At 55.2% G+C, this 25518-nt stretch carries 23 protein-coding genes and 2 pseudogenes; 4 read left to right on the top strand and 21 right to left on the bottom strand.

What is annotated here, in order from left to right; translation table 11 throughout:
• Positions 1 to 472 precede the first annotated feature (472 nt).
• Positions 473 to 1007 (bottom strand): annotated as a pseudogene (locus tag FIV05_RS07315) (methylase); the annotation flags it as partial.
• A 352-nt stretch (positions 1008 to 1359) separates the two neighbouring features.
• On the opposite strand from FIV05_RS07315, the gene FIV05_RS07310 reads away from it, so the two are divergent.
• A complete protein-coding gene (locus FIV05_RS07310; RefSeq protein ID WP_209009888.1) occupies positions 1360 to 2184 on the top strand; it encodes a universal stress protein in 825 nt (274 codons plus the stop codon).
• A 573-nt stretch (positions 2185 to 2757) separates the two neighbouring features.
• On the top strand, positions 2758 to 3549 hold the full coding sequence (locus FIV05_RS07305) for an IclR family transcriptional regulator (protein ID WP_173013798.1): 792 nt from the start codon (positions 2758 to 2760) through the stop codon (positions 3547 to 3549).
• A 291-nt stretch (positions 3550 to 3840) separates the two neighbouring features.
• On the opposite strand, the gene FIV05_RS07300 is transcribed toward FIV05_RS07305, so the two are convergent.
• Genes FIV05_RS07300 through FIV05_RS07290 form a run of 3 tightly spaced genes read right to left on the bottom strand, consistent with a single transcriptional unit; the run spans position 3841 to position 5740 of the window.
• Positions 3841 to 5067 (bottom strand): amidohydrolase family protein, encoded by a 1227-nt coding sequence (locus FIV05_RS07300; RefSeq protein ID WP_152505217.1) that lies wholly within the window; start codon positions 5065 to 5067, stop codon positions 3841 to 3843.
• Positions 5068 to 5088: 21 nt separating this feature from the next.
• Positions 5089 to 5388, bottom strand: coding sequence for a hypothetical protein (locus tag FIV05_RS07295; RefSeq protein WP_152505216.1), 300 nt, complete (start codon positions 5386 to 5388; stop codon positions 5089 to 5091).
• Positions 5375 to 5740 carry a Rieske (2Fe-2S) protein gene (locus FIV05_RS07290; protein ID WP_152509091.1) on the bottom strand — a complete coding sequence of 122 codons (366 nt, stop codon included), beginning with the start codon at positions 5738 to 5740 and terminating at the stop codon, positions 5375 to 5377. The genes FIV05_RS07295 and FIV05_RS07290 overlap by 14 nt, the downstream gene beginning before the upstream one ends.
• A 171-nt stretch (positions 5741 to 5911) precedes the next feature.
• On the opposite strand from FIV05_RS07290, the gene FIV05_RS07285 reads away from it, so the two are divergent.
• Positions 5912 to 6298 carry a MarR family transcriptional regulator gene (locus tag FIV05_RS07285; protein ID WP_209009887.1) on the top strand — a complete coding sequence of 129 codons (387 nt, stop codon included), beginning with the start codon at positions 5912 to 5914 and terminating at the stop codon, positions 6296 to 6298.
• A gap of 45 nt (positions 6299 to 6343) precedes the next feature.
• On the opposite strand, the gene FIV05_RS07280 is transcribed toward FIV05_RS07285, so the two are convergent.
• The 10 genes from FIV05_RS07280 to FIV05_RS07235 form a co-directional block, all read right to left on the bottom strand.
• Entirely contained in the window at positions 6344 to 7270 is a 927-nt protein-coding gene (locus FIV05_RS07280) for a DMT family transporter (protein ID WP_152505214.1), read from the bottom strand.
• 27 nt (positions 7271 to 7297) lie between these two features.
• Positions 7298 to 7741, bottom strand: a complete 444-nt coding sequence (locus FIV05_RS07275) for a hypothetical protein (protein ID WP_152505213.1) — start codon at positions 7739 to 7741, stop codon at positions 7298 to 7300.
• A gap of 13 nt (positions 7742 to 7754) precedes the next feature.
• Positions 7755 to 8747 carry an ABC transporter substrate-binding protein gene (locus FIV05_RS07270; protein ID WP_173013797.1) on the bottom strand — a complete coding sequence of 331 codons (993 nt, stop codon included), beginning with the start codon at positions 8745 to 8747 and terminating at the stop codon, positions 7755 to 7757.
• A complete protein-coding gene (locus FIV05_RS07265; protein ID WP_152505212.1) occupies positions 8744 to 9931 on the bottom strand; it encodes a Gfo/Idh/MocA family oxidoreductase in 1188 nt (395 codons plus the stop codon). The genes FIV05_RS07270 and FIV05_RS07265 overlap by 4 nt, the downstream gene beginning before the upstream one ends.
• Positions 9921 to 10859, bottom strand: coding sequence for a PDR/VanB family oxidoreductase (locus FIV05_RS07260; RefSeq protein WP_152505211.1), 939 nt, complete (start codon positions 10857 to 10859; stop codon positions 9921 to 9923). Before FIV05_RS07260 ends, FIV05_RS07265 begins: the two co-directional genes overlap by 11 nt.
• A 112-nt stretch (positions 10860 to 10971) precedes the next feature.
• A complete protein-coding gene (locus FIV05_RS07255) occupies positions 10972 to 12144 on the bottom strand; it encodes an alpha-hydroxy acid oxidase (RefSeq protein WP_152505210.1) in 1173 nt (390 codons plus the stop codon).
• A 147-nt stretch (positions 12145 to 12291) separates the two neighbouring features.
• Entirely contained in the window at positions 12292 to 13590 is a 1299-nt protein-coding gene (locus FIV05_RS07250) for a Rieske 2Fe-2S domain-containing protein (protein ID WP_286202271.1), read from the bottom strand.
• 329 nt (positions 13591 to 13919) lie between these two features.
• A complete protein-coding gene (locus FIV05_RS07245; RefSeq protein ID WP_152505209.1) occupies positions 13920 to 14474 on the bottom strand; it encodes a hypothetical protein in 555 nt (184 codons plus the stop codon).
• 125 nt (positions 14475 to 14599) lie between these two features.
• Positions 14600 to 16450 (bottom strand): TRAP transporter fused permease subunit, encoded by a 1851-nt coding sequence (locus FIV05_RS07240; RefSeq protein ID WP_152505208.1) that lies wholly within the window; start codon positions 16448 to 16450, stop codon positions 14600 to 14602.
• Between the two features lie 213 nt (positions 16451 to 16663).
• Positions 16664 to 17653 carry a TAXI family TRAP transporter solute-binding subunit gene (locus tag FIV05_RS07235; protein WP_152505207.1) on the bottom strand — a complete coding sequence of 330 codons (990 nt, stop codon included), beginning with the start codon at positions 17651 to 17653 and terminating at the stop codon, positions 16664 to 16666.
• Between the two features lie 98 nt (positions 17654 to 17751).
• Here FIV05_RS07235 and FIV05_RS31540 point away from each other — a divergent pair.
• Positions 17752 to 18090: pseudogene (locus FIV05_RS31540) on the top strand (IS3 family transposase); the annotation flags it as partial.
• 32 nt (positions 18091 to 18122) lie between these two features.
• Here FIV05_RS31540 and FIV05_RS07225 read toward each other — a convergent pair.
• The 7 genes from FIV05_RS07225 to FIV05_RS31840 form a co-directional block, all read right to left on the bottom strand.
• Positions 18123 to 18641 carry a MarR family transcriptional regulator gene (locus FIV05_RS07225; protein WP_209009886.1) on the bottom strand — a complete coding sequence of 173 codons (519 nt, stop codon included), beginning with the start codon at positions 18639 to 18641 and terminating at the stop codon, positions 18123 to 18125.
• A gap of 186 nt (positions 18642 to 18827) precedes the next feature.
• Positions 18828 to 19865, bottom strand: a complete 1038-nt coding sequence (locus tag FIV05_RS07220) for a 2-hydroxyacid dehydrogenase (RefSeq protein WP_152505206.1) — start codon at positions 19863 to 19865, stop codon at positions 18828 to 18830.
• A gap of 2 nt (positions 19866 to 19867) precedes the next feature.
• Positions 19868 to 21637 carry a thiamine pyrophosphate-dependent enzyme gene (locus tag FIV05_RS07215; protein ID WP_152505205.1) on the bottom strand — a complete coding sequence of 590 codons (1770 nt, stop codon included), beginning with the start codon at positions 21635 to 21637 and terminating at the stop codon, positions 19868 to 19870.
• 25 nt (positions 21638 to 21662) lie between these two features.
• Positions 21663 to 22436, bottom strand: a complete 774-nt coding sequence (locus FIV05_RS07210) for a hypothetical protein (RefSeq protein WP_152505204.1) — start codon at positions 22434 to 22436, stop codon at positions 21663 to 21665.
• A 67-nt stretch (positions 22437 to 22503) separates the two neighbouring features.
• Entirely contained in the window at positions 22504 to 23610 is a 1107-nt protein-coding gene (gene dctP / locus FIV05_RS07205) for a TRAP transporter substrate-binding protein DctP (RefSeq protein ID WP_173013795.1), read from the bottom strand.
• 39 nt (positions 23611 to 23649) lie between these two features.
• Positions 23650 to 24930 carry a TRAP transporter large permease subunit gene (locus FIV05_RS07200; RefSeq protein ID WP_286202302.1) on the bottom strand — a complete coding sequence of 427 codons (1281 nt, stop codon included), beginning with the start codon at positions 24928 to 24930 and terminating at the stop codon, positions 23650 to 23652.
• 26 nt (positions 24931 to 24956) lie between these two features.
• Positions 24957 to 25460: a TRAP transporter small permease gene (locus FIV05_RS31840; RefSeq protein WP_152505202.1), complete on the bottom strand. Its 504-nt coding sequence runs from the start codon at positions 25458 to 25460 to the stop codon at positions 24957 to 24959.
• Between the last annotated feature and the right edge of the window lie 58 nt (positions 25461 to 25518).

The following is a 25518-nucleotide window of genomic DNA, read 5'->3' as shown; positions in this document are numbered from 1 at the left end:
GTCTGTTCCCAATTGAAGGAAACAGACGATGAAGCGATATCTGAATAGCCCCGCGTTTTCTAGACGCCTTCGGAGTTCATTTCCTGCTGCCGTTCAAACTCAACGGGTGACAGCATCCCGTTTCTGAGTGCGGACGGTCAATTGCGATGGTCGACAATGGTGAGAATGTACAATGTCCCAGCAAGCCGCGTTAGATTACCAACTTCCGGAGATATCTGAGGCTGATCGGGCCACAACGGCAGGCGGCCCGCGGTGCGGAATTGTCGGTGAGACAGGCGAGGGTTTCAAGGTCTATGTCGCACAGTGCATGGTACGCTCATCATCGGCCCCCATCATCTATGCGCCAACTGGCCGGAGGATGGTTCCGCCGAGCTCCAGTAATTCGCGCAGGGCATCAAGCAGCCTGAGGCGGTTGTAGGCGGCCAGCTCGTGCGCCGCGCGTTGACGGTAAGGGCGCCCCGCGTTCTTGTCGAGCGAGCAGGTTTGCGCGTGTCTCGGCAAGTTCGTTCAGGACCATGGATCCACCGTCGATCTCGGCAAGGATGGCGAGAAGGCCGGTGCCTGCCGAAGGTTCGAGCACCAGATCGTCCGGCCCGACCGCCGCTGCCGTCAGAACCGCAAGGCCAAGCGGAATAGGCGTCGAGAATTGCTGAAAGGTCTGGCTTTCCTCCGATCCACCCGTTTGCGTTGGCAGGAGATCCGCAATCCTGGTGAGGGTGGAAAGCCGTAAATCCTGAGACCCGGCTTTACGGAAAAGCGCCTTTCCGTATTTGCGCAGGAAGAGAACGGTTGCCCCCTCGCAAGTCTCGTAGGCCATCTTCCAGTCCCAGGCGCCGCTGGCGTCGGAGGCATCGAAGGCGATTTCCATCGCAGAACGGAGCGGGGCGGTGTCGATGCGTTCGCCTCGGTCGATATGCGATGGAAGGAACTGCGCCGCCACGAAGATCGCGGAACGACGGAAACGGAGCGGCAGAAGGCGCCACTGCGGAAGGGAAAGTTATGTTCATTGGGAAGACCTTGGGAGAGCGGGACGGGATCGAGCCGTGCAGTATTCTCTCAACCGCACCGACTCATATCCGTCCGGTCGCACTCTCCCTCTCACGCTCCGGGCGTGACGCATCGCCAACATGGGATCCGAGCCATGCGGCCGACTGTGGCGAGCTTGAAGAGTAATTGTCAAAACAGGTAGGGCTGAACCCGTTGAACCCAATCGCATACCGGGCGCATCGAAGCATGCCAGATCAGCAGGTGAGATATATTCCCTCCCGGTTGCGATCGCTCATATCAATTCAATAATCATAGACATCTATGTTATTCTCTGCTACTGCGCCTTAAGCGTTCTGAAATCGTGAGGCAAACATGACTATCAAGAATATCTTGCTTGTACATTCAGGCACCTCCGGCTTCCCAAGCAGTCTTCGTCACGCCTCAAAAATCGCCGCCAAGCACAATGCATGGTTAACTGGAGTGTACGGAAGCGATATTTCTTTTTTCGATCAGGTATTGGGACTGACAGAAGATCTGGTCAAGAAACTAGGCGTGGTGAGAAATGCCAAAATTGAATCGTCACACGAGCTATTCGAAGACGTTACCAATTCGTTAGGCCTGACAGATCGGGCTCAATTCCTCATGCCCGAAACAGTTGGCAATCTCTCGTTGCCTGAAATTGCCCGAAACTTCGACTTTGTCGTAACAGGGTGTCAACCCAAGTTGCCGACAGACGAATTTCGCGCCGTTAGCCCGGATCTGTTGGCGCTGCAGAGCGGCAGGCCTGTTCTTGTTGTTCCCGATCAATTCGAAGCAGAACAGTTGGGCAGTCATACGCTTGTCGCCTGGGATGGCAAGCGAGCCGCCGCCAGAGCATTGAATGACGCAATGAATATCCTTGAAGAAAGGCCCCGAAAGGTCTCATTGCTGACGGTGGGTGACATATTGCCGAGCTTTCCTGAAGGAACGGACATTTTTACCCACTTGGAACGGCACGGCGTTAACGTTGAAAAAATAGCGTGCCCCAAACCTACCAACAGCGTTGCAAAAACGATCCAAAAAACAGCCGCCGAAATTGGCGCTAAATTGGTTGTGATGGGTGCCTATGAGCACAGCAAGTTCTCACAAGATCTGTTTGGCGGCGTGACCCATGAACTGATACGGTCAACCAAGGTACCGGTATTCATGTCGCACTAACCCGATTGATTTCGCAGGCATGTGCCAGATCCGTCTCGCAGTCTGCACCACGATGCCGGTGGGACCAAAGCCCGACAACCCAGACACCATGTATTTGATATCCCGGAAATACGCGACACTTCGGGCTCTTTTGTCCAGTAACCTCATTTAGCATATTAAAACGATGCTCATCCTGCAGCCAGCAGTAGCCGATGTGTCTTATGAGCCAGATGTCAAGCTGCCAACGGCCGAACGCCGGCACTCCCAAGCCCCAGGGCAGAAGGTTTGATCGGCTGGATGGGCTCGGTGTTTCGAAGGCCCATGGAAATCCGGCGCCCGGCTTTACTTGATTTGCCGGTGCGCGGCAGGCTCCAGCTTTGTTCACTCTTATGAACTGGCATACGCTTAGAGCATCGTGCGATAACCCTGCACCATGGCGGTCAGCTGCCTACCGTGGTTTACTTCAACCAAATCGAATCCCGCCGGAAGGGAAAAGTTGCTTAAATCATATCGTAAATTTTCCCGGCCTCGGCCAGTAGCTTATATCTGTACATGTTCGACTTGTGGCATCGGTGTGAAAAGGAGAAGTATTTGGTGCAGAAGATAGCGGGTCGACAGAGAATCGAGTCTGTAGTCGTTGGATCAAGACTTCTGGAAGTTTTAATTCAAAGAAACGATGCTATATCTTTAACAGCATTGTCCAAGGCCGCTGAAATGGTGCCGGCAAAAGCGCATCGCTATCTCGCCAGCTATGTCGCAACCGGTCTGATCGTCCAGGATGAAAACACGGGACTGTACGATCTTGGCCCTTTGGCGCTCGATCTTGGCCTGGCATCGATCCGACGCCTGAACGTGTTGGAGATCGCCCATCCTCACATGATCGAACTTAGAGACGAAACGGGTGAAACCACCTCTTTGTCCGTATGGGGCAATTTCGGGCCGACTCTCGTACGATGGGTGCCCAGTAACGCACCTGTCAGTATATCTGTAAATGTAGGCTCTGTGCTGCCGCTCCTGACCTCCTCCAACGGTCGAATATTTGCCGCATACTCCGAGCCTGAAAAGATCGAACCCATGATTGAAGCCGAGCTTCGTCAAAACATGGTTTCCCTGGAGAAAGCAGGCCTTGGGACGCGGAAAAAAATTGACGAATTGCTGAAAAAAACGCGCGAGCGAGGCATTTCCGAGGCTGTCGGTTTAGTCGTTCCGTCAATTTCCTCGCTGAGTTGTCCTGTTTTTGATCGGGAAAACTCGATTACCGCTGCCCTGACGGTAGTCGGCGTCACCAAAACGATCTCTACCGAAACCGACAGTTCCGTCGCCGCAAAATTGCGCAAGACCGCTGCTACGGTATCAAAGAAACTTGGCGCCAAGTTAGAGAGCTGATTTTTTAGGCTTGCGCGCCGATAGAACGGCCACATCGGAGCCCGACCTCTTTCCGCAAGGGTCCCTGATCGTAACCTGCCCCTTTAGCCCTGGCAAACGGCCATTCAAGGAGACAGGTCACAGGCCTAGGTTTCCGCGCGGTTCATCGGTGCTGTTCCGCAGCATTCGAAACCACACAGCGTTCTTACCAGATCGACGGACATCCGACCGGACTCGGTTGAACGTCCGTCGATCCTAATATGTAAGAGCATCTTGTCTGCGTTTCTTCGAACGCAGGATACGCTTGTTCTTTTACGCGTTTTGCTTCCACTCGGACATGACCGGATCCAGGTTAAACAACTTTTGCGCGTTTCCACCCAGAATATTGCGTTTTGCCGCCTCATCCAGAAAGGGAATGTCATAGATGGTGCTGGGCAAATCCATATCCCAATGCGGATAGTCAGAGGAATACAGCAATTGTGTTTCCGCATTCATCATCTTGAATGTGACCTCGAGGGCCTCTTTGTTGTCCACGAGTTCGATGGGTTGTGAGGAATAGAACATCTCACGCATGTAATCGCTTGGCTTCTTCTTGAGGAGCGGCGCATCCGATGTGCGCATCATGTATTCATTGTCCAATCTCTGCATAAGGAAAGGAATCCATGCAAGCCCGCTCTCAATCCACATGGTGTTCAGCTTAGGGAAGCGCTCAGGCATACCATTCAACACCCAGTTCGTCATGTGAATAATATTACAAAAACTGAACCCAAGAGCATGAACCGAGATGAACTTGTTGAGCTGAGCGAGAGATGTATCCGCCCAATGATAGGCCGCATGAAAACCGAGCGGCATACCGTGCTCTTCCAGCTTGGCATAGATACGCATATTCGCGTTGTCATGCACCGGGCGTTTCAAATAACCGGTTGACAGAAATCCTACGACTCCTTTCCGCTCGGTGAACTCGTCAATGATCTTTTCAGCTTCATGCGGTTCGTTCATTGGAAGGTAGACCATCGAGACGATGCGTTTATCTTCCTCCAGGATACGCTCACAAAGCCAGCGGTTATAGGCGCGGGCCATCGCAACCTCGACTTCGACCTGCGGGTGGGTCGCAAGCAGCAACATCGGTGTTGGAAACAGGCAGGCCATATCGACCCCCATCGCATCCATCCAACGTCGCGCGAGGGTAATGTCGCGATGCGGCTTCTCGGGAACAATTTCCTTGTTACGCCCGGCATAGCGTGTCACGCGCCCCGCCATGTCCTGAGAGCCGATCGCTTGCGGGATCAGGCCTGCACGCCCCACATTTCCCGCGGACAGACCAAGGTGCCGCATGACAGGGTCGTCCATGTACTGCAGGATCTCGGGAAGAGCTTCCGTTTCATAGTGGTGGCTATCCACGTCACAAATGAAAAAATCTTTGTAATTCCGGTCCTCTGCTTGCTTTCTCGCATTTTTCAAAAGTTTGGTTGTATTGAACTCCTTGATCGCGGGGTCGCTATCCGAACCGAAGCTCATGGTATTCGATGTAAGAGACATATTATCTCACTCCCATAAAATTTATTGTTTCAGCGTCTGCCACATACCCAGCTCGAATACCGCCACATCGGCAGCCTCGAGAATTCCTGTCGCGGCAACCGCAACATCCGTCGCCGAAACGTCGTTGTTTTCCGGGAACGCAGAGAATTCCTTGTCATTTTCCCGCATTTTCGCAAACGCGGTCACGATTTCCGCAAATAGCGCCTGCAACTGCGCGGAGCTCAGTTGACTGGTTTCAAGCGCGCGAAGCGCGCCCAGGACTTCGTTGACCGATACGTTCAGCGCCGGGGTTTCCGGTGTTACTTTTTCAAATCTCGACATAGATACCTCCATCCCGTTCGGTCACTTTGTAGCGCTTAAGGCGAATTTTCGGATCGCCTACCGCTTCCCCTGTTTCCATTTTGAACTCCCAGCCGTGCCAGGGGCATACGAAGTGCATCTCGCTATCGTCGAAGTTCTGCCTGCGAGCGCGTTGCTGGTCGTCAAACTCGACACATACCTTGGGCATTTTGAGCCCTTCGCAGACGGGGCCACCCTGATGCGGGCACACGTTTTTATATGCGACGACATTTCCTTTGTGGCGGATAACGCCGATCTCGACACCTTCGATCTCGCAGATCTTGGCGGTCGTGTCGTTGAGGTCCGACGATGCACACAACAGTTTTTCCGGCATTAAGAGCTCCTCCGTTTATTGCCAGGCTGCCTCACCAAAAATAGTAAGATTGCCTTACTATAAGACGCATGCTACCATTGTCAATAATATAAGAACTCTAAGTTAAGGCTCCGCGACATCGACCAGGTTCAGTCCCCCTCCCGCAAACGCGGCCTCGGAGCATCGCTTCGTTTGGCCTATCATCTCTATGGCAAGCTGTTGCAGAAGCAGCTGATCGATTCGAAACTGAGCATGGCGCAGTACATTCATCTCAGAGTTCTGCGGGAAGAAACTTGCCTTACCCAATCCGAGCTTTCTGCGATCCTGGGCATCGAAAAGGCTTCTTCGACGCGCGTTCTGGATGAACTTGACAAGAGAGATCTCTTGCTGCGCGAACGAAGTGCGAAAGATAGACGTGTCGTTGTCGTTCGCCTTTCGGATCAAGGCCGGGAGAAAATCGACCAGGTCATGAAATCCGCAAGGGTTGCGGCCGATCACGCATCGAAGGGCTTCGAAGAAGAGGAGCTTGCCCAGCTTTTCAAAGCAATGGACAAACTGATCGACAACCTCTCCTCGTGATTGTCGTTGCCCCGATCCACAGGCAATTCAGGAACGCAAAATATATTACGGGGCGACAGCCAATATTATCACGCCGGCTCCGGCCAGTATCGAAGCAAAGTAGAATCTGGAACCCGGCCGGTTCTCGGTTTTGAAAACGTGACCGGCCAGCCAGGCTGCGAAGAACATCTCGACCGAAGAAATTATCGCGACCACCGTTACATTGGTGAACATCAACGAAAAGAACAATGCCACCTGACCCAGTGTCATCGAGCTGCCCGCAAGCAATTGCCAGCCGGTTGGCTTATGTATGCGCAACATGAATGTGGACCAATTGCGGAAACGAAAGCCCGCGGAGGCGCCAAAGCAAACCAATCCGGTCACCGCTCCGATAAAAACGCCTGCAAGCGGGTCCGGAAGCGTCTGCATTGCCAGTTTTCGAGCGACGAATGATCCTCCGTAACCTGCTGCAGAGCTAAACGCCATTACACGCCCTTCGGTTTTTTCCTTGGTCGTGCGCTCTGGTACGGACCTGACGGCAGTCGGTCTTGAAGGAGTGTTCGCCATCATGATCAGAACGCCTCCTGTGACAAGGAGAAAGGCAATCACGATTGTCGATGTGATGATTTCGCCGAGCAGCAGAAACGCAAAGATCGCAGCGAACACAGGGATCAGTCTCCGAATGAACCCTGTCTCAACCGCCCCGGCCAGCTCAACCGACCGGAAAAGAGTTAGCCGGCCCAGCACATTTCCCAGCAAGCCGGCAAGAACAAAATAGCCAACCCCGATGAGCGCCGCTTCTCCATAGGCTGGAAACGGCGACCCTATCGCCAGCCAAAGCAGGCCTGAAACCAGGGCCGTCATCAGAACCGACAGAAACACGTCGTTTCCCCGGCCCTGAACGGACTGTGAGCTCTTGGCGATGGCAACGGAACTTAGCGCATAACAAAACGCCCCGAACGCGGCCAGCAAGCCGCCGAAACCAGCCGTCATCGGCTATAGTCGGACCGGGTTTCGGAGTTACCTGGCATTTGTGACAAGTTGCTCCATGAAACGCTCGGACGACATGATCTCACGCAACGGCAGGTTCTCCTGAGCTTCCATGAGATCCGATGAAAACGTCAAACCCCGTCCATCCCAGAACCACCAGTAGATGATTTCACCCTTCTTTCCTCGAATGGGCATTCTAAAGATCGGAAATTTACGTTCGCTATGCGGGATTTCGGCATTGCCCACGCGAGAATGTTTCAACTCAAGCTTCTTCAGAACCGCCGACAATGGAACCATCGCCAAGGGTGCATTTTCGGCTGTCAGAACGGCGACATTCTCGGGCCGGCTCTCGTACGGACCCTTGAGAAACTTGACCACCGGAGGATAGCTTGGATGGATGTGCGTTAGCTGAATGTAGGCCAAACCATTGGGCGTTTCGACCTCAACGATATCTCCAGGCAAATACTCTTCCATTTTGAAACTCCCGCTAAAGGCTGTAAGCTTCCAACGTCGAAGGATGAAACAGCTCCTCGATCTCGACCCGGCGTGGCGAAAGCCCTTGGCTTGCGTGATAATCGAGAAACCGGTTCAGGACATGGGAGTTCTCGGCAACGCCGTAACTCCAGGGATCGTTCCCCATCAGGGTGTGAACGCGGTTCAGGTTATCCTCGACGAACGGCATCGTAACTTTGGTCGCGGAGGTGTCCGAAAGCGCGTCTTCCGCCAGCCGCTTTGACTGGGTGAAAGCCTTGAGCAAGGCAGCCGGCAGGAATGGATATTCCTCCGCCAAGCTTCGCCGTACTCCCAGAACATGCATGATCGGGAAGATCCGAGTACGTTGGAAATAGGCTTCAGCCGCGGAGATACTGTCGGAAAACAAGCGCCCGACATGTGGATGACCTTCGGAGAAGCAACGAGGCCATCGCGGCCCGACGAAACCGTCGATCTCGCCCGCCGCGAGCATGCCGTTCAAGGTGCTGCCCTCCGGCGCCTCCTCCATCACGATATCGTCCGGCAACTGAACCTTGATCTTCTCAGGCCGGCCGGGCGTGTCCATCCCGCCTCGCACCCAGATGATATCGGACGGCTTCACGCCGTGTTCTTCTTCGAGAATACCACGCACCCACACATTGGCGGAAAGCTGGTATTCGGCAATGCCAATGCGCTTCCCCTTCAGGTCACCGGGCTTTTCTATACCCTTGTCCGTCCGGATATAAACCGACGTGTGCCGGAAGGCACGGCTCAGGAAAACAGGGATCGCAACATAATGCGGATCGCCCCTGGCAACGGAGATCGAATAGGACGACAGCGAAAGCTCGCTGATATCGAACGCATGATGCCGGAAGGCACGGAAGAACATCTCCTCCGGCGACAGCAGCATCGGAATGGGGTCGACCCCGTCGATTTGCACTCGGCCATCCACGATCGCACGCGTCCGGTCATAGTTTCCCATTGCAAGAGAAAGTTTCAGATTGCTCATCCTGTCGGCTTTCGATGTTTTGTGTTGCGTTGATGCTGAAGTTCGACCGGCTGGCCGGATCTGGCAGAGCGTAGAATTGCATGGCAAACCTCAAGGCTCGCCAATCCCCACTCCCCGCTCTGGACGGGGGGGGCATCCTCTCGAACTGCCGCGACCAGCGCATCAATGACCGTTCTGCGCGGAGCAGGACCGAATTGCGCTTCAATGAAGCTACGCCTGGTATCGCCAAAGACCTCGATACCGTCCGGCATCAGTTTAAGATCCGCTCGATCGCAAAGGGCGATCACCGGACCGAAATGTTCGTTGTGTTTGGCTTGGATCGTCGTTCCATTGCCAAAAGTTCGGGTCGTCTTAAGGCGAACCTCGTCTTCTGGCGTAAGGTCCATCAGGGCTCGGCGCGCCCCTCCATATGATCCGGGGGTCTTGGGTTGCCCCAACTCACCGACATTATTCATCCAGATATCGCTGTCGAAATGGGCATAACCTGAATAGGTCAAATTGGCGATGCAACCTGTCTCGAAGGTCATGAGCGCGCTGAACGCGCCTTCGGTCGGTCGCTTGGAATCCCAAGCTCCGGTCATTGCATAGATCTTTTCGGCTATCCCGCCAGCCAGTCTCCGGACGACATCGATTTGGTGAATTGCCTGACTGAAGAGAACGCCTCCCCCCTCTTCCGTGCGCAGTTCTTCAGGTCGTCGCGGCCGATAGAGAAAATCGGTATAGTTCAGCGCCTGGATCATACGCAGTCGACCAAATTCACCGCTTTCAATCAGCTGCGCGGCAAGCTCAACAGGAGGGTCGAAACTGTGACTGGGACCAACGATCAAATGCACACCTGCCTTGCGCGTGGCGGTTATCATTTTTTCGGCATCTGCCATGGAGATCGCCAACGGTTTTTCGACAAGAACATGCTTACCGGCACTCGCCGCCGCCAGGACATGGTCCACATGCATCTGATGAGGGGTGGCGATGTAAATCGCTTCGACAGACGGATCGGCGCATAACGCTTCAACGGTCTCATAACTCTTGCCGCCATATTCTGTTTCGAAGGCGGCACGGCTTTGCTCTCTGGGAGCGGCGGCAGCGATGAGCTTTACACGGGAATCGACATCGAACGTCGGCACCATGAGCATGAACGCACGCCCAAGGCCAGCGACGCCGAGGCGAACCGGATCACAGGTCAAGAACCAGCCTCCCCGATTTCGCCCGCGACACGCAGATCATGATGTAATCGCCTTTTTCCTCGTCCATCAAAACCATGTCGCGATGATCGGCTTCCCCCACCAGGAGACGGGTCTTGCACGTTCCACATGTTCCGCTTTCACATGAACTGCTCGTCGCAAAACCGGCATCCCGAAGCGCTTCCAAGATTGAGCGATCTTTAGGAACGGTGACTGTTTCCCCGCTCTTTTTCAGTTCCACTTCGAAGGCGACGTCGTCCTGACGCACCACATCGACCGGTTTAAAGTCCTCAAAATGGATCCGCCCCTCCGGCCAATGGCCGGAAACTGCCTTGATCTCGTCCATTAAAGGCTTTGGTCCACAGCAAAAGACATGTGTTGCTCTTGGCGTGACTAGATCGTCCCAGAAATCATAAACCGCGTCAGGATCGCCGTTGTCATGATGAACTATGATCCTGCCCTCGAAGGCTTCGTTCAGCTCCGCAAGATAGGCAGCCTCTTCTGCGCTTCGAGTGACGTATATGATGCGTAGCGCTTTGCCTTTTTTGTCGAGATATCGCGCCATGGAATAAATCGGCGTAATACCAATGCCGCCTGCTATCAGTAGATACTTCTGAACATCCGTCAGGGGGAAATCGTTCTCCGGCGGCTCAATATTCAGCTCGGAACCAACATGCGCATCGTCATGCATCGACGCGGATCCGCCTCGAGATTGCGGCTCACGTTTGATGGCAACGACGTATTCAGTCGGCTCGAAACCGTCGTTCACGAGCGAGTAACGGCGCATGGCACCTGACGGCGTTTCGACTGTGATATGCGCACCTGGATCGAAACTGGGAAGCTTACAGTCGCCGACCGGAACCAACGTGAATTCCACGATGCTCGGTGTCAAAACGATTCTACTTGCGACTCGCATTCTCATTTGCTGCATGAATTCCTCCCAGTCGGATCGCGATAGAATTTATTAGATAGCTAAGTTATTGAAGTCAACCGCTTGGCAATCTGCTGAAACGTTACGTATTTTCCGTGGCCTAACGAGTTGCTTAAGTATTCCGTCCAGGCAGTGCCGCGGCGTTTCTTCTACCCGCGATATGATGCTGTCCGAGCTGTTGAACCGATTTGCAGCCAATGAAAATCAGTGTTCTGCGCACTTCGTCCTCCAGTATCGACAGGGCTTGCGCCGCCCCATCGCGGCCACCGGCCGCCAGGCCGTATAATGTCGCCCGGCCGAGAAGTACGCCGTGTGCCCCCAAAGCAAGCGCCTTTACGATATCGCTGCCCCGCCGAATGCCGCCGTCCAGCAGAACGGTTGCATCGCGGTCTAGTTGTCCGGCAATGTCCTCAATGACTTCGATGGTCGCGGGCGCACCATCGAGTTGGCGACCCCCGTGATTTGACACGATGACTCCATCAGCGCCCTCCTTGCAGGCGCGTAACGCGTCCTCCCCGCACATTATGCCTTTGATCAGCAGCGGTCCGTTCCATTGTTTGCGAATACGCCGAACATCGTCCCAGGAAAAATGAGGATTCCGTTGGGAACGGGTGAAATCCGCCAGCGCTGCGTCGCTTACCCCCTCCCCCAGGAACGCCACAAGATTCTGTAATCGTGGCCTGTTTCTGCCAAGCCAAACCGAACCCAGCCATCTAGGATGCATCAGCCCGTCCAGGATTACGGGAGCGCTCATTTTGATTTCATGTGAGAAACCGTGCCGTAAATCACGCTCGCGTTTTCCCCCAACCAAAGAGTCGACCGTGACAATCAGCGCCGCATAGCCGGCATTGGCGGCACGCTCTATGAGCGCCTCGGAAAAGCCCGGTTTTCCCCACGGATAAAGCTGGAACCAAAGAGGACTATCCGTTTGTTGTGCAATCGCTTCCATTGATGTGTTGGACGCCGTGGAAACCGCGAAACCGACACCCGCACCTTGGGCGGCACTTGCCAGATGCAAATCCCCTTTCGGCCAATAGATCCCGTTCAAACCCGTCGGGCCAATAATGAAAGGTGCAGAGAATTTTTGGCCAAATAGATTGACCGAAAGATCGACCATGCCACCGTTAAGAATTTTGGGTCTTAACTGAATATCCTCATATGCCTGCCTGTTTCTCTGCAGAGTAACTTCGTCTTCAGCCCCGCCGTCAAGAAAATCGAACACCACCCGTGGCAAGCGAATGCGGGCCAATCGTCGCAAGTCGTCAATGTTGATGGGTTGGCTCATCTTACTTGCCGATTTGCTTTGCCACAGCCCGCGACACCCCAAGATTACACCCTTGCAGCGACGACACATCGCCCCCTCCGCTCACGAAAGAACCACCCAAGACCGCGTGCGGCCTCAGGCGGATCCGGGAGGAAATTTCAGCAGAACCTATTCTGCAGCGACTGTTTTTCCCGAAGTGTTGAGAAGTGTTCGCCAGTCGGTTTCTTTCGGGTAAACCCCCTCGTGGGAGTTGATCAAAACCTGCGGGATCTCGGAATCCGTTCCGATTGCCTGACCACCTTCGGCTACTTTTTTAGCCGCATCCGCCATCAGGCGGCGGAATTCGACAATGGCCAGGTCTGACGCACCGAGGACATCGGTGTGGCGCTGGACGCGCGCGCCCATCGACACCCACATCGCAATATCCTGGTTGGGAATGCCCTTGATACCAGTAAAATTGCCTTCCTTCATCGCATCACGATCCTGAAGGAAATCGTTGTCCAAGGTGCGCAGGCAACGCCATTTGTCATCGACATCCACACCCGGCACCGCATGCGTGAACCGGCGCCACTCGTCCGTTGTCGGGACGTTCGGCCCATCCCAAGCAATGAAGTGGAAAGCGGTTTCCTCATCATTGATTGGCACAATCACCGCGGCCACCCTGTAATTGTTGTTGGGCGGTATCAGCGAGTAGTAGGGCGCAACGAATTCGGTAACCCGAATGTAATTGTGCGTAGCCGCGTTCTTGATGGGAGTACGGATCGCGGCATAGTGAAACCCATAACTTGTCGTTTCCGTTTGCATGCGAGGCGATTTGTCGGTCGAGGGCCGATACCATGACTTTTCGTCCGCCGCCGCACCTTCGACTTTGGCTGGAACCATGTCAGATGAATGCAGCGAAGACGAGTGCGCGCTGTCGATCTGGCCTTCGTGGATCTGCGCCCAATTCGCGGGGATTCGGATCTTTAGGATTGCGATCGGAGAATCCGCGCGCGGTGCAAATGCCGGCGGTTGAAACTCCGGCATTTCGTCTTTGTCGCCAAGCCAAGCCCAGACGAAACCGCCCCACTCGCGAACGGGGTAGGAACGGTGCTTCACCTTGTCCATCAGAGGACTGCCTTCCGGCTCCGACGACATAGCGACAACGTTGCCGTCAACGTCCATTTTCCAGCCATGATAGAGGCAGCGAAGCCCGCATTCCTCATTTCGGCCAAAGACCAGCGAAGCCTTGCGGTGCGGGCAAAGCTCATCCAACAGGCCCAAGCGCCCCTTTGAATCGCGAAATGCCACATAGCTTTCGCCGAGAACTTCAACGCGAAGCGGCTTGCCGTCCGGCTCTTCCACCTCTTCGATCAGGCAAACAGGAGTCCAATGCTGACGCATCAGCCGCGCCATCGGGGCGTCGCCGGTCACACGGGTCAGCAGTTCATTCTCTTCGGGTGTAAGCATTTGATCTCCCTCCTCCACGGACCGCCACGTTAAAAAACACCATCGGGCGGCTTATGGCTTCTCCAGTATTCTTAGCTTTCTAAGTTTAAGCTGTCAACTGGAGGGCAGAATTTTTTCGCCTGCTATTGCAGGATCCCGAAACCCTGACTTCGGAGTTTCCCGCTGCCGTGAAATCCGGCCTCCCCTCGTCCAACGCGAAGGCCGCACAACGGCTGTTGTTGGAGATGAAAACTCTATGAATTCAGAGCATCGTGCGATGCTTTTATGGGAGGTTCCGGCAACTGACCTAAGCGTGAAAGGTTCATGGCCGATGCACGATCTATTTGCGCCTTTTGAGAAAAATCTTGCTAGAGTTCCAACCACGAATGCATTTTTCTCATGAGCAACGGCATTACGTAACGCGTATTCAAACCTGTCAGAACGAATGCCACCAAAAACAAAGAAATCGGTGCAGATACGTTTTCGGTTAGCGGCTTTAACGCGTGGTATATTATGATCAGCAACGGATAGACACCTAGCATACTGACCACCCAGCGTTTCCAAAAAAGCGGTTGCTTTTGCACATCCTCAATCGGCTCGTTGACGACAGCGTCGCAGCGAATCTTTGCGGAAGAATTGCTCAGTTGGTGTCGGAGTTCTCGACCGATGTAGCCGGGCAAATCCCGACCATCTGATTTGAGCTGGCTGACGTCGAAACTCAAGGAAAATAAAACTTCGCCACCATGGGCGCTTCGCATTTGCCCGCTGCTCTCCGCGTTCCTGTCCGCAGAAACGATATCGACGGTTAAATCATGAATAGCTTGCGTTACGCGCGTCAGATCTTCCGGCAGAGCTGTAATTGTAAGTATCAAGCCCGACCCGTTGCCTACCGGTGCCGGTTGACCTGCCTGAATTTTTGACATGTGTAGACCACCCGTTGGTATCAGCAAGTCCAATCAAGCGGTCGAACTGATCGTAATTCTTCAAAACGCAGGTGCCGTCCGGTCGAGTGAATGTTTTCCATATTCCATTCGCACGTCGACCGGGACTAAGGATTTTCGACGTTTCTCACCCTCGCAGAAAACACGAACTGTCGTACGATCAACCCGGCAATCAGCAAGATGCACAAGCCGGATACGACGGGATAAGGGCTTACAGCCCCCACCGCCGCAACCGTTAGAAGGACTCTTTCCCAGGTGAGCAGTTCGGTCTTGATCAATCCCTCTATCGAGGCTGCGATGGCGAACGCGCCGAAGAACGCCCCGACCACTGCGAGAGTGTTTGCCAAAGGCCCGAGCTCCAGAAGTATTCCCGGATTCCAGACGAAGGCGAAAGGTAACAAAAATCCAACGATTGCAAGCCTTACGGCCGAGAAGGCAATTTTGAAGGGATCCTCGTCGGCGATCGCAGACGCGGCAATGGCTGCAACAGCGATCGGAGGAGTTAGTGCAGACAAGATCGCATAGTAGAGCAAGAACATTTGGCTCGGAAGGATCGGGAAGCCGAGCTTGGATAGCGCCGGTCCCACGAGCACGGCCGCCAGAATATAGGCGCTCGGGGTCGGCATCCCCAGACCGAGAACGATCGTGACGGTTGCGGCAATCACGAGCGTCAGTATTGGCTGCGCATCGCTAACGGTTAGAATCACATTCGCTGATTTCATCCCAAGGCCGGTCATGGACAATCCGCCAATAACCAGGCCCGCAGCAGCACATGCACCGGCAACCGGCAAGATCTGCAGAGTGGTTGTTCCAAGACCTTCCACGATTTGCCAAGGCGAAAGCCGCGTTTCTTTCAGGATCAATGAAGCGACAATCGTGACAAGGACGCCGACACCAGCCGTAAACGTCGGTGAATAACCGAGTATCAGCGCAACGATAATACCGATGATAGGCAGCAAAAAGACCCAGCCGGTTTTGAACGTTTCCGTAGCGGTCGGAACCTCGTCTTCCGACGGCCGCAGGTCGTATTTGACCGAGCGCAAGTGCACCTGGGCGAAAACGCCGGTATAATAAAGCAAAGCTGGTATCAGGGCCGCGAGCACAATCGAGTTATAGGAAATCCCCGAGTATTCGGCCATGATGAACGCCGCTGACCCCATGATCGGGGGCATCGCGCTACCACCGGTGGATGCTGCGACCTCCACCGCTCCTGCAAATCGGGCGCGATATCCAAGCCGTTTCATCACAGGGATAGTGATCGAACCGGTTGCGACGACATCGGAAGTGGGGCTGCCGGACATCGTTCCATATAATCCAGACGAGATGATCGCGATCTTGGCAGGTCCTCCTCTTGCGCGCCCGGTGACCAGAGCCGCAAGGTTAAAGAAGAAATCGCCGCCTCCTGCCTTTGACAGAAATGTTCCGAACATCACGAAAAGGAAAACGTAGCTCGCCACCACCTGAATCGGAACGCCAAACAAGCCGTCGGTCGTAAAAACGAGGATATCGAGCAGATATGTAAACTCACTAACCCGATGACCGAACGGAGGTGGCAGCAGATAGCCAAAAAGATTGTAGAACAGAAAGAGCAAGACAACCCCGGTGAGCCCCAAGCCGGTAGTACGCCGGGTCGCTTCGAGCGTCAGAAACAGGAGCGAGGAACCGAAGAACAACTGATCAATCGTGAACTCATCCAGAATGCTTATCCGGTTCGCTATCGCTCCCGAAGTCATGAAGAAATAGACGCCGCAAGCAAGACTGAGAGCCGCTAGAATCCAGTCGTAGAAAGGAATCCGGTCCGGCGCTCTGGAGGTCGCTCCAATCGCCAGAAAAAGAATGGTGAATATCCCCGAAATAAAGAGAATACCCTGAATAAGCGGGTCAGCGATAATGAACAGATTTGAATGAACTACCCATATGGCGAAGGCCGCCGACAGTACCTTGACAACGGTACTCATGGTAGGCGCGAGTTTTCTACGGCGGCCTGTTTCAGTCAGCGAAGGGAAGTCCATGCCTACACCGTTTCACGTTTGTTGTTTGAAAGTAAATTGCCTGCACTGAACGTGCCTTGCCTGTGTTTACACATGCAAAGTCCGCAGCAATGCACTTGGCAGCAGTATGCAGCCAGCGCGCTGTTGCTTTTGCGGGCCGGCTGCATTGTCTGAAAGGTGTTACTTAATAAGACCCAATTCCATGTAAGCGCGCTTTGCACCGGCATGGAACGGAAGTGTGGTCTGAGAAACAAGCAGTTCTGGCGTCAACTGCTTCATCGCGTTGTGCACACCGCGAATTTCATCGATGTTTTCTGCGATATCTTTTGCGAGCATATAGCCGGTTTCTTCGGGCAGGCTCTCGGTCGTGATCACCATTGCACCCAGCGCGACCGTAACAACGTCATCAGATTGGTTGGCGTAACTTTCGCCGGGAATTGTATAGGTTCCCGTTCCAAATTTTGCGTTCGTCTTCTCAATGATTTCCTGGGGAACACTCAGAAGTACAACTTCATTACTTTTGTCAACTTTCCGGAACGACGAATGTCCCACAAAGATGCCGTTAATAACCATGTCGGTCCGACCGTCGGTTATCAGGTCCGCTTGCTGTGCAGAGCCGCCCCGAACCAGAACTCCGCCGTTCGCTTCGATAGTAGCCTCATCATAGCCGGCTTCTTCGAGCATGAACGTCGTGATATTGGCCACGATGTTGCCCGCATTGTTGTTCGCGACGCGTATAGCCGCACCTGATTTCGCCAGATCGTCAATACTGTCGATCCCGTATTCATCGGCAATGGATTTTCTAAGAAAAAAATGCATCGGCGCCCAATTGTACATATACCCGATGGCCTGAATATTGTTGATGGGTGCCTTGAACGGCTCTTCCCCGGCGAGCGCCAACTTGATCTCGGCGTCGTGGGCCAAACCTAAGTCCGTCCGACCTGCGCCCAGCAAAGCAATGTTTGCAAACCCGCCTCCGGTTGCTTGGTATGTAACGACACCACTGGGATCGTCAGCCTTAACTGCTCGGTCAATGCCAGCACCAAGCAGAGACCAAAGACCGGACGGGTTTCCTCCCGAAAGTGTGACGGTGACGCTTTCCGCAACTGCGCTGCCTGCAATTGCACACATTCCGATGGCCGCAATAACGGCTTTAAAACTCTTTTTCACAGGTTCCTCCCTCTCCATCCTCATAGACATCTAATGTTAGATATCTATGTTATATAGGCATAATGGATTGCCTGATCTTAGTCAACTAAGATCAGGGTTTTTGGGTGGAGCCGATTTGCAGAGTTCTGCCGATTGCCCCATCGGCTCGTCACGAGAATGTCGCCAAGCGACAGGGCGCGGAGCGGCTTTCGGTCCGCCCCCGCCGCGGTATCGCTCTGAAGATCGAGGCGCCGTGTCTTCGAGGAAAACTTCCGCGTCTATGGTACGCGCAAGATCCGGCGGCAATTGCAGCGGGAGGGCTTCGATATCGCCCGTTTCACGTGGCCAGGCTTATGAGGGTCATGGGGCTTCAGGGGAACATTCGGGGCAAGCGGCTCAAAACGACGTTTCCGGACAAGTCCGCGCCAAACCCGCTCGACCGTATGAACCGCCCGTTCGACAATGCTGTCGGCTCACTGGCCTACGATGGCTAAGAGGAAGCGTGGCCCTTGGTTGGCGGCACCCGAACCCCACGCGATGCGGCACGTCGTTCATCTTCCTCAAGATTTCGGATCATGACAGTCAGCGCTTTTCGCAACGTGGTTTGCTCGTCCTTCGTGAGGCTGGAAAGGGCGATATCATTGGCTTCGAGCGCAAGCGGTTCAAGCAGTTCACGAAGTTCCCAACCTTTCGCGGTCAGGAACGCATGCAGACGACGTTTATTGCCCTCGACATTGCGCCGAACAATGTAGCCCAGTTCCTCCATGCGAATGAGTGCGGTATGTGCGGTCGGTTCCGTGAGGTGCGCTCTATCGCTCAGTTCGCGTTGAGACAGCCCGTCCTCTTGCCAGAGAATGCGGAGGAATATCCACTGCCCGAAGGTAACATTTTGGGTTTGAAGGCGGATCTGAAGAGAACGGTTGAAACCGCGCGCAGCCAGGCGCACCAGCCTCGCTATACGTTCAACGCCCGCCTCATCTGCCGCGCTATACTCAATTTGCTCGCTCATGGCCTCATAAGATCAGCACGACGAGCTATTGCCAAGTCCCTGAAAAGCACCGCAGCCACTTACAGCACAACAAACTGCATTGCTGCACAGCCGGGTGCTCTTTTTCGCAGGGAGATCGCCTCGGGGTTTGCAGTTTACATGGAGCGGACTCTCATCAAGCATCAAGCGAAGTCCGGCCAGTTCACGTCAACCCTCCTGCATGTTCGCCAACCGCTCTCTCCAAGCAGGTTCGACTTCGAGATTGCGGGTGTATTTCGGCAGATCGCCATCCATGAGGCGGGTGGCGTTTTCCACCAGAACCTCCGGCATGATCGAATAAAGATCGATCGTATGACCCAGGATGTGCGGCGTAAGGACGACACGATCAAGCCCGCGCAGCGGGTGATCCGCCGGTAGCGGTTCGGTCTCAGTCACATCGAGGCCAACTCCCGAAAGATGACCTTCGGACATGACCTCGACCAAAGCGTCTTCGTCGATCAGTCCGCCACGGGATGTGTTCACCAGGATCGCGTCACGTTTCATTTTCCGCAGTTCGGCCTCCCCGATCATTCCGCGAGTTTGTGCATTGAGAGGCACATGCAGGCTGATCACGTCGGACTGCACCAGTAACGCGTCGCGATCGACCAGACATACGCCTTCAGGTGCGGTCTCCGGCGTCAGGAAGGGATCGTGAACCAAGATCTCAGCCGGTTCGAATGCCCGGAGGCGGTCGATCACCCCGCCGCCGATCCGGCCCGAACCAATTAACCCGACAGTCCTGCCGCGCAGCATACGGGCATACATCTGCTGCGGACGTTTGGCGTTTTCATGCAAGAGACGCTCAGATGTGTGCAGCTTGTAGAGAAGCACGAGCATCAGCATCACGGTTGCCTCGGACATCGCGAGAAAATTCTCGGGGGTCGCTCCGTTCCCCACGATTAGCCCGCGCATTCCGCAGGCCTCGAGATCGACCGCGTCGACCCCGATCGTGGGAAACACCAGCGCCCGCAAGCGCGAAGACGCGTCGAGATCTTCTTCGCTGAGCCGAGAGCGGGAGCTGGCCACGATGATATCCACGTCCGACAATAGTGTCTGCCGCTGCTCTGCAGACAGGCGTAAAGGCACGCCTGGAACTATTGCCGGCCCCCGCACCACATCCCAGCCAAGATCGGAAAGCTTGGTCGAAGCGCTTTCGAGTACGTCCGCGAGCACAGGATCCTGTGCTATATAGATCTTGGGTTTCATCTTCATTCGCTCCGGGTCAGGCCAGCAACCATGTTGGGGTTGTAACCAGGCTGAACGCGCGCATCGATCACAACGCTCTTGCCTTCACGAACCAACTCGATGCCTTTCTTGACCGCTTCGACCAGTTCGCCCGCGGTAAAGACAGGCCCGATCCCCTCGCATCCCTGTGCACGAGCAACGCCTGCGATGTCGATGTCCGGATCGCCGATACGCTGACCGATCCACTTGTTCTCCACCGGACGGTTGCGAGCGACAGCAACACGCTCCTGGTGAACCTCGTCATTGTAGAAAGAGCGGTTGTTCGACACCACCGCCAGAAACGGTGCTCCATAGTGCGCTGCGGTCCAGAACGCCGAGGCCGCCATCATGAAGTCGCCATCCCCGAGAACCGCGACCGGCATACGCTCGCTGCCTTTCAATGCCAGCGCGGCACCGATCAGCATACCCGGACCGGAGCCGATCCCGGCACCGCCATCGGAGCCAAGGAAATCGAGTGGGTGGCGGAAATGCCACGCCTCGCCCGCCCAACCGAGCGGCAAGCGCACCATGCTGGCGCAAATCCCGTCCAGCCCTTCGCCAAGTGCCCCGGCCAGCGTCATGATATCCAGCGGCGCTTCCGGAGCGGGAGCATTCAGGGCGGGTTTCACCGGCAGGTTTTCGGGCTCGTCGCCAGCGCCAACACCCAGCAAATCCGCAATGGCATGCATCGCGCGGTCCGGCGAACTGGCCAGGTGGAGATCGAGTGCCGACAGCCCCTGATGCTCCATGCCCCAGCCATTGTGCAACTGATAATCGAGAGAGGCCTGGATAATCTTGGCTTCAACCTTGCCTGCCAGCTTGAGCGTTCCGGCAACGTCAAGCCAGTCGAGGCTGAGGATCACATCGGCTTCCCGCAGAACTTCGCCCGCCGCATCGTCGATAAAGAATGCAGGTTTGCCACGGTGCAGAGAATGGTTCGTCGGGAAAGAAGCGCCGATCCGGATGTCGGTCAGAACCTTCGCTCCCAAAGCTTCGACCAATGCCACACGCCGCGCCCAGTCAGCCGGATCGCGCGACACCCGCCCCGCCAGGACAACCGGATTTTTGGCGTTTTTCAGCAACTCGGCGGCACGCGCCACCCCCTCAGCGGAAGGGTCCGCCGGCAGTGGCGACCGGTAACGCGAAAAGTCGGGCAATGCCGGCGCTTCGGCATGCTGTTTTTCCTGGATCGACACATCAAAATTTACATAAGTCGGGCCGTGCGGTTCCGCCCGGGCAATCAGATTTGCCCTCAGCATGGATTCGATCGCTGCCTCCATCGAAGCAGGCTGGTCATCCCATTTCACATAGTTGCGTATCATTGAAGCCTGGTCGCGGCAGGTATGCAACCAGTCGATCCATGGACGGCGCAACGCCGCATCCACAGGTCCGGTCGCACCGTAGATCAACACAGGCACGCGGTCGCACCAGGCGTTGAAAATTGCCATCGTTCCATGCATCAGCCCGACATTGCTGTGCAGGATCACAGCAAGAGGTTCACCTGTAACCTTGGCATATCCGTGCGCGATTGCCACTGCATGTTCCTCATGCAGGCAAAGCAACATCTGTGGGTCTTCGTTGCCCAGGTGGTTCACCAGGCTGTCATGTAGCCCACGAAAGCTCGATCCTGGATTAAGGGTGACGTATTTAACGCGAAGACCCCTAAGCATCTCCGCAAAAACGTCGCTCCCCCAAACTCCGTCGCTGTCAGAGGCAACCGGCCGTTCAACTCCCGAAGGTCTTTGATCAGTCATGCGATAAGTCCATGTTATTGAGGTTTCAGTGGTGGCTCAGCAGATGGCCGAAACCATGTGGTTGATCGTTGAACCCGGCTGTTCTCAGCAGATGCCAAGCCATGACCTGATTGCTTGTGATCACGGGTTTGCCAAGCTGCTCCTCGAGGAGGCTGACGACCTCGAGCGAACGGATCGCCGTGCAGCTGACAAAATATGCATCGGCTTTTTGGGCGTAATGTTCTTTCGTTAACGCAAGCCAGTCTTCCGGCGGCAAGGCGGCCATATCCCTTGGATGGTCTATTCCGAGACCATGGGCATCGATGACGTCAAATCCATGCCGATTGAGAAATGCGACTTCGCTTTTGACGATGTGGTCGACATAGGGGGTAATCAAGACCAGCGTTCGCGCCGTCAGTGCATTTAGAGCGCTTACGATCGCTTCAGACGTAGCGACGACCCGTCTGCCGGAGGCTGAACACGCGCGCGCCAGAATATCTCTCTCCAGTTGCTCGCTCAGCGTGGAAACAGCAGTACAATGAAATCCGACGACCGCAGGATCGACATCGCCCACAAGCGAAGCCGCAGTTTCGACATCTTCTGCCATGGCGTTTAGTTGTTCGCGCGAACTGCCGGTCAGTCGCAGGCGCGTCACATGCAAAGTGATATCCCGCGGTAACAATGCGGCCAAATCTCCCTCAGCCACAATGTTGCCGGACGGCAAGATCACTCCGAAACGCGCGCGCCCGCCAAAACGGAACCCACACGCAAGACTGTTCAACCGGGGCGGCGCTACGAGATCGCGATTATCGCTCATCATTTGTACAGATGGTTCAAGGGTTGTCCGGGCTCGGTGACACGACGGATGTCACCGAACCCAATGCCATTTATTGCTTGACCTTGGAGAAGACTTCTCTTTCCAGCAGTGCGGTGAATGCATCGACATCGCCCTCGACGCCCTGAACGAGGCCGTCCCAGCGCTGCAATGTCTCGATATGTTGCTGAACAATCGCCTTGGCGTCAGACGACCCACCCAATTTGACGATGTCGTTCGCTACCGCCTCAAGCTCGCTGGCGCGAAAATCTTCCATCGCTTCGTTGAACGCGTCATCAGGTTTCCAGAAGACCACGCCCTTTTCGTCGGCCGCCATGCGCGCAGCAGCCTCCTGGTCGGCGTAGGTCTTGCTGATCTTCGCAATCCGTCCGGGGATTGCCGAAATCAGCGCCGAGCGGTTCGCTTCGTCCAGATTTGCAACAGCATCACGGTTGAAGATGAATTCACCCAGGCCGTGATAGCTTCCGATCGGTTGATCGACGATACCGCGCACGGAGTCGATCAAACCCAGCGTTTGAAGCCAGGCGAGATTACCTACCGCGCAGTCGACCTGGCCCTGCTGCAAAGCAGGCCCGACTTCACTCGCCGGCAGCGACACAGGTACAGCTCCCAGGGCATTGATGAGGCGCACAGCAAATCCACCCGTCACACGAATTTTCTTCCCGGCAATATCGTCCGAGCTAGAAATCGGTTGCGCGCACATCAGATACCATGGCGAAGCTGCATGCCCTCCCAACCAGACCGCGTTTTGCTTTTCAAGATCGGCGATGCATTCGTCGCAGTTCAGCAACATCGTTTCGTTGGTCGCGCCTGCGGCAGCCCAGAAGTTGGCCGCAAACGGCAGAAGCTCCGGCAGCATTGCAACATGTGGGATTTCGCTGGAATTCAGCGTAGGCACGATAAATCCGGCGTCCATGACGCCGGCGCGAATTCCGCCCAGGCTAGCTTGGCCACCCAACATCTGGCCTCCGACGAAAACCTGCGTTTCGAGGGCACCGTCCGTGGCAGCCGCGAGTTCATCGAAGAATTCTTGCGCCTGCACGGCTTCAATGGCCAGCGGCGGCATGAATGTGTTGTACCTGAGTTCATCTGCATTTGCGCTGCAGGTCAACCCTAGAAAAGCTGCGACTGCGGCAGTTTTTATCACTCTATTCTTCATACTTCCTCCTCCCATTTTGGACTTACTGTTCGACTGTTTTCAAAGCCCCATCAGCCTCGGCAACAAAAGCGTTATGTCCGGAAATGCGATCAGCAGGCCTATGACCAGAAGGTCAACGACCAAGAACCACAGAACTCCGCGATAAATCATACTCAGCGGCACATCCGGCCCCACCAGCGATTTGACCGCAAAGACGTTCAACCCGACCGGTGGCGACATCAGCCCGATCTCTACAAATTTAACGATCAAGATGCCCATCAAGGTCATGTCGAGACCAACAGACTTGAACATCGGCAGCATTATCGGGAGCGTGAGAAACAGCAGGCCCAGTGGGTCCAGGAACATGCCGAGCACGAGATAACAGGCGCCGGCGATCAGAATGATCCCGAGCGGCGAGACATTCGCGTCGGTCATGATTTGCGCCAGAAACATCGGCAACCCGGAAAATGCCAAAAACCGGGTTAGAAGCACGGCTCCAAGCACAATGAAGAACAAGGTGGCGGTCCCAACCAGCGCATCCCAGAAACTGGATTTAACAACCGGCCAAGACAGCGCGCCGTTCAGTAGCGCAATGACAAATGTCAGTGCGGCGCCGAACGCTCCCGCTTCGGTCGCCGTGACGACGCCGCTGTAGATGCCACCGATCACGCCGAGGACCAGTACCGGAAGCGGCCAAATCGCTGCGGTGACGGTTAGTTTTTCGCGCAGAGTCGGTTTTTCGACCATACGCGGCGCCGTATCAGGTTGAAGCTTGGCCCGCAGAATAACCATCAGGGCAAAGGCGAGCGCGGACAGAAGACCCGGCGCAATACCGGCTGCAAAGAGCTTGAGTATCGAAGTCTGCGCAAAAACCCCAATCAGGATCATCATGACGCTGGGCGGGATCAATGATCCTAAGGTCCCTGCAGAGGCGACAACGCCGGTCGCAAGACCCATGTCATATCCGGCTTTCTTCATCTCGGGTAAGGCAATTCGGCCCATGGTAAGGGTCGTCGCCAGGCTGGAGCCCGAGGCGGCGGCGAACCCCGCACAGGCGAAGTTCGTGGCCACGGCAAGCCCGCCGGGTAACCAGCCCAGCCAAAGTCTGGCCGCGTCGAAAAGAGCGCTTGTCAGGCCCGACCGGAAGGCAAGCGCTCCCATGAGAAGAAACATCGGGATTGCCGAAAGTTCCCAACTGGCGGCCGTTTCGTAAGGTATCAGGCTCAGAATGCTGAAAGCCGCGCTCCAGCTCGACACAGCGGCTATTCCGACGAATGCCACAATCCCCAAAGCCAGCCCGATCGGCACCCGCAGCGCAACAAGCACAAGCGCAATCCCCATACCCCAAAATCCGATGGCCAGTGGAGTCATTGGGACAGTACTTTCGCTTTGTCGGCTCCAGAAACGGTCGCCTTCGCGGATCCGTAGGTGATGAACCGAACCATCTGCATCACAAGGTTCAGGACCGAGACGATAACGACCAGCGATAACGCCAGAACCGGAATCCAGCGCGCGGGCCAAGTCGGCAAAAAATAGGATGGTGTCTGGATCTGTTCGGTGATTTCGGTTGCGCGCAATGCTTCGGCCCCCGCGCACCAAGCAAGCAACATCGCGAAGACCGCCATCAATAGCGAAGTCAGACAGTCGAGCAAAAAGCGCGATCTTGTTGACAACATATCGCTGATCAGGCTTGCGCTGATGTGCTGGTCAGTGATCTGAACAAAAGCGATCGGCAAAAAGATCAGCGTAACCATGTAATAGCGCGACACAATCTCGGTCGTGCCCGCCAGCGGAACGCCGATTACATAGCGCAAGCTTACGTCTAGAACGACATGCGCCACCATCAGCGCCATTACGACACCGGAAATCATGACTGCGAGCTCGCTAAGCCAGCTCACACATTGCAGGGCGCGTCCGAACAACGATTGA

Source organism: Labrenzia sp. THAF191a, from assembly GCF_009363335.1.
Lineage (GTDB): Bacteria > Pseudomonadota > Alphaproteobacteria > Rhizobiales > Stappiaceae > Roseibium > Roseibium algicola.
Note: the sequence above shows the minus strand (reverse complement) of the source record. Positions and strands in the feature narration are given on the sequence as shown.

Coding starts and splice junctions, on each gene's coding strand:
- FIV05_RS07255 (WP_152505210.1), bottom strand. CDS start 12,144: ATGAGCCAACCCATCAACATTGACGACTTGCGACGATTGGCCCGCATT.
- FIV05_RS07210 (WP_152505204.1), bottom strand. CDS start 22,436: ATGATGAGCGATAATCGCGATCTCGTAGCGCCGCCCCGGTTGAACAGT.
- FIV05_RS07245 (WP_152505209.1), bottom strand. CDS start 14,474: ATGTCAAAAATTCAGGCAGGTCAACCGGCACCGGTAGGCAACGGGTCG.
- FIV05_RS07275 (WP_152505213.1), bottom strand. CDS start 7,741: ATGGAAGAGTATTTGCCTGGAGATATCGTTGAGGTCGAAACGCCCAAT.
- FIV05_RS07220 (WP_152505206.1), bottom strand. CDS start 19,865: ATGAAACCCAAGATCTATATAGCACAGGATCCTGTGCTCGCGGACGTA.
- FIV05_RS07215 (WP_152505205.1), bottom strand. CDS start 21,637: ATGACTGATCAAAGACCTTCGGGAGTTGAACGGCCGGTTGCCTCTGAC.
- FIV05_RS07260 (WP_152505211.1), bottom strand. CDS start 10,859: ATGCAGCAAATGAGAATGCGAGTCGCAAGTAGAATCGTTTTGACACCG.
- FIV05_RS07270 (WP_173013797.1), bottom strand. CDS start 8,747: ATGAGCAATCTGAAACTTTCTCTTGCAATGGGAAACTATGACCGGACG.
- FIV05_RS07290 (WP_152509091.1), bottom strand. CDS start 5,740: ATGCCGGAAAAACTGTTGTGTGCATCGTCGGACCTCAACGACACGACC.
- FIV05_RS07310 (WP_209009888.1), top strand. CDS start 1,360: ATGACTATCAAGAATATCTTGCTTGTACATTCAGGCACCTCCGGCTTC.
- dctP (WP_173013795.1), bottom strand. CDS start 23,610: ATGAAGAATAGAGTGATAAAAACTGCCGCAGTCGCAGCTTTTCTAGGG.
- FIV05_RS07295 (WP_152505216.1), bottom strand. CDS start 5,388: ATGTCGAGATTTGAAAAAGTAACACCGGAAACCCCGGCGCTGAACGTA.
- FIV05_RS07240 (WP_152505208.1), bottom strand. CDS start 16,450: ATGAGTACCGTTGTCAAGGTACTGTCGGCGGCCTTCGCCATATGGGTA.
- FIV05_RS31840 (WP_152505202.1), bottom strand. CDS start 25,460: ATGATTTCCGGTGTCGTAATGGCGCTGATGGTGGCGCATGTCGTTCTA.
- FIV05_RS07225 (WP_209009886.1), bottom strand. CDS start 18,641: ATGAGCGAGCAAATTGAGTATAGCGCGGCAGATGAGGCGGGCGTTGAA.
- FIV05_RS07300 (WP_152505217.1), bottom strand. CDS start 5,067: ATGTCTCTTACATCGAATACCATGAGCTTCGGTTCGGATAGCGACCCC.
- FIV05_RS07200 (WP_286202302.1), bottom strand. CDS start 24,930: ATGGGGATTGCGCTTGTGCTTGTTGCGCTGCGGGTGCCGATCGGGCTG.
- FIV05_RS07280 (WP_152505214.1), bottom strand. CDS start 7,270: ATGACGGCTGGTTTCGGCGGCTTGCTGGCCGCGTTCGGGGCGTTTTGT.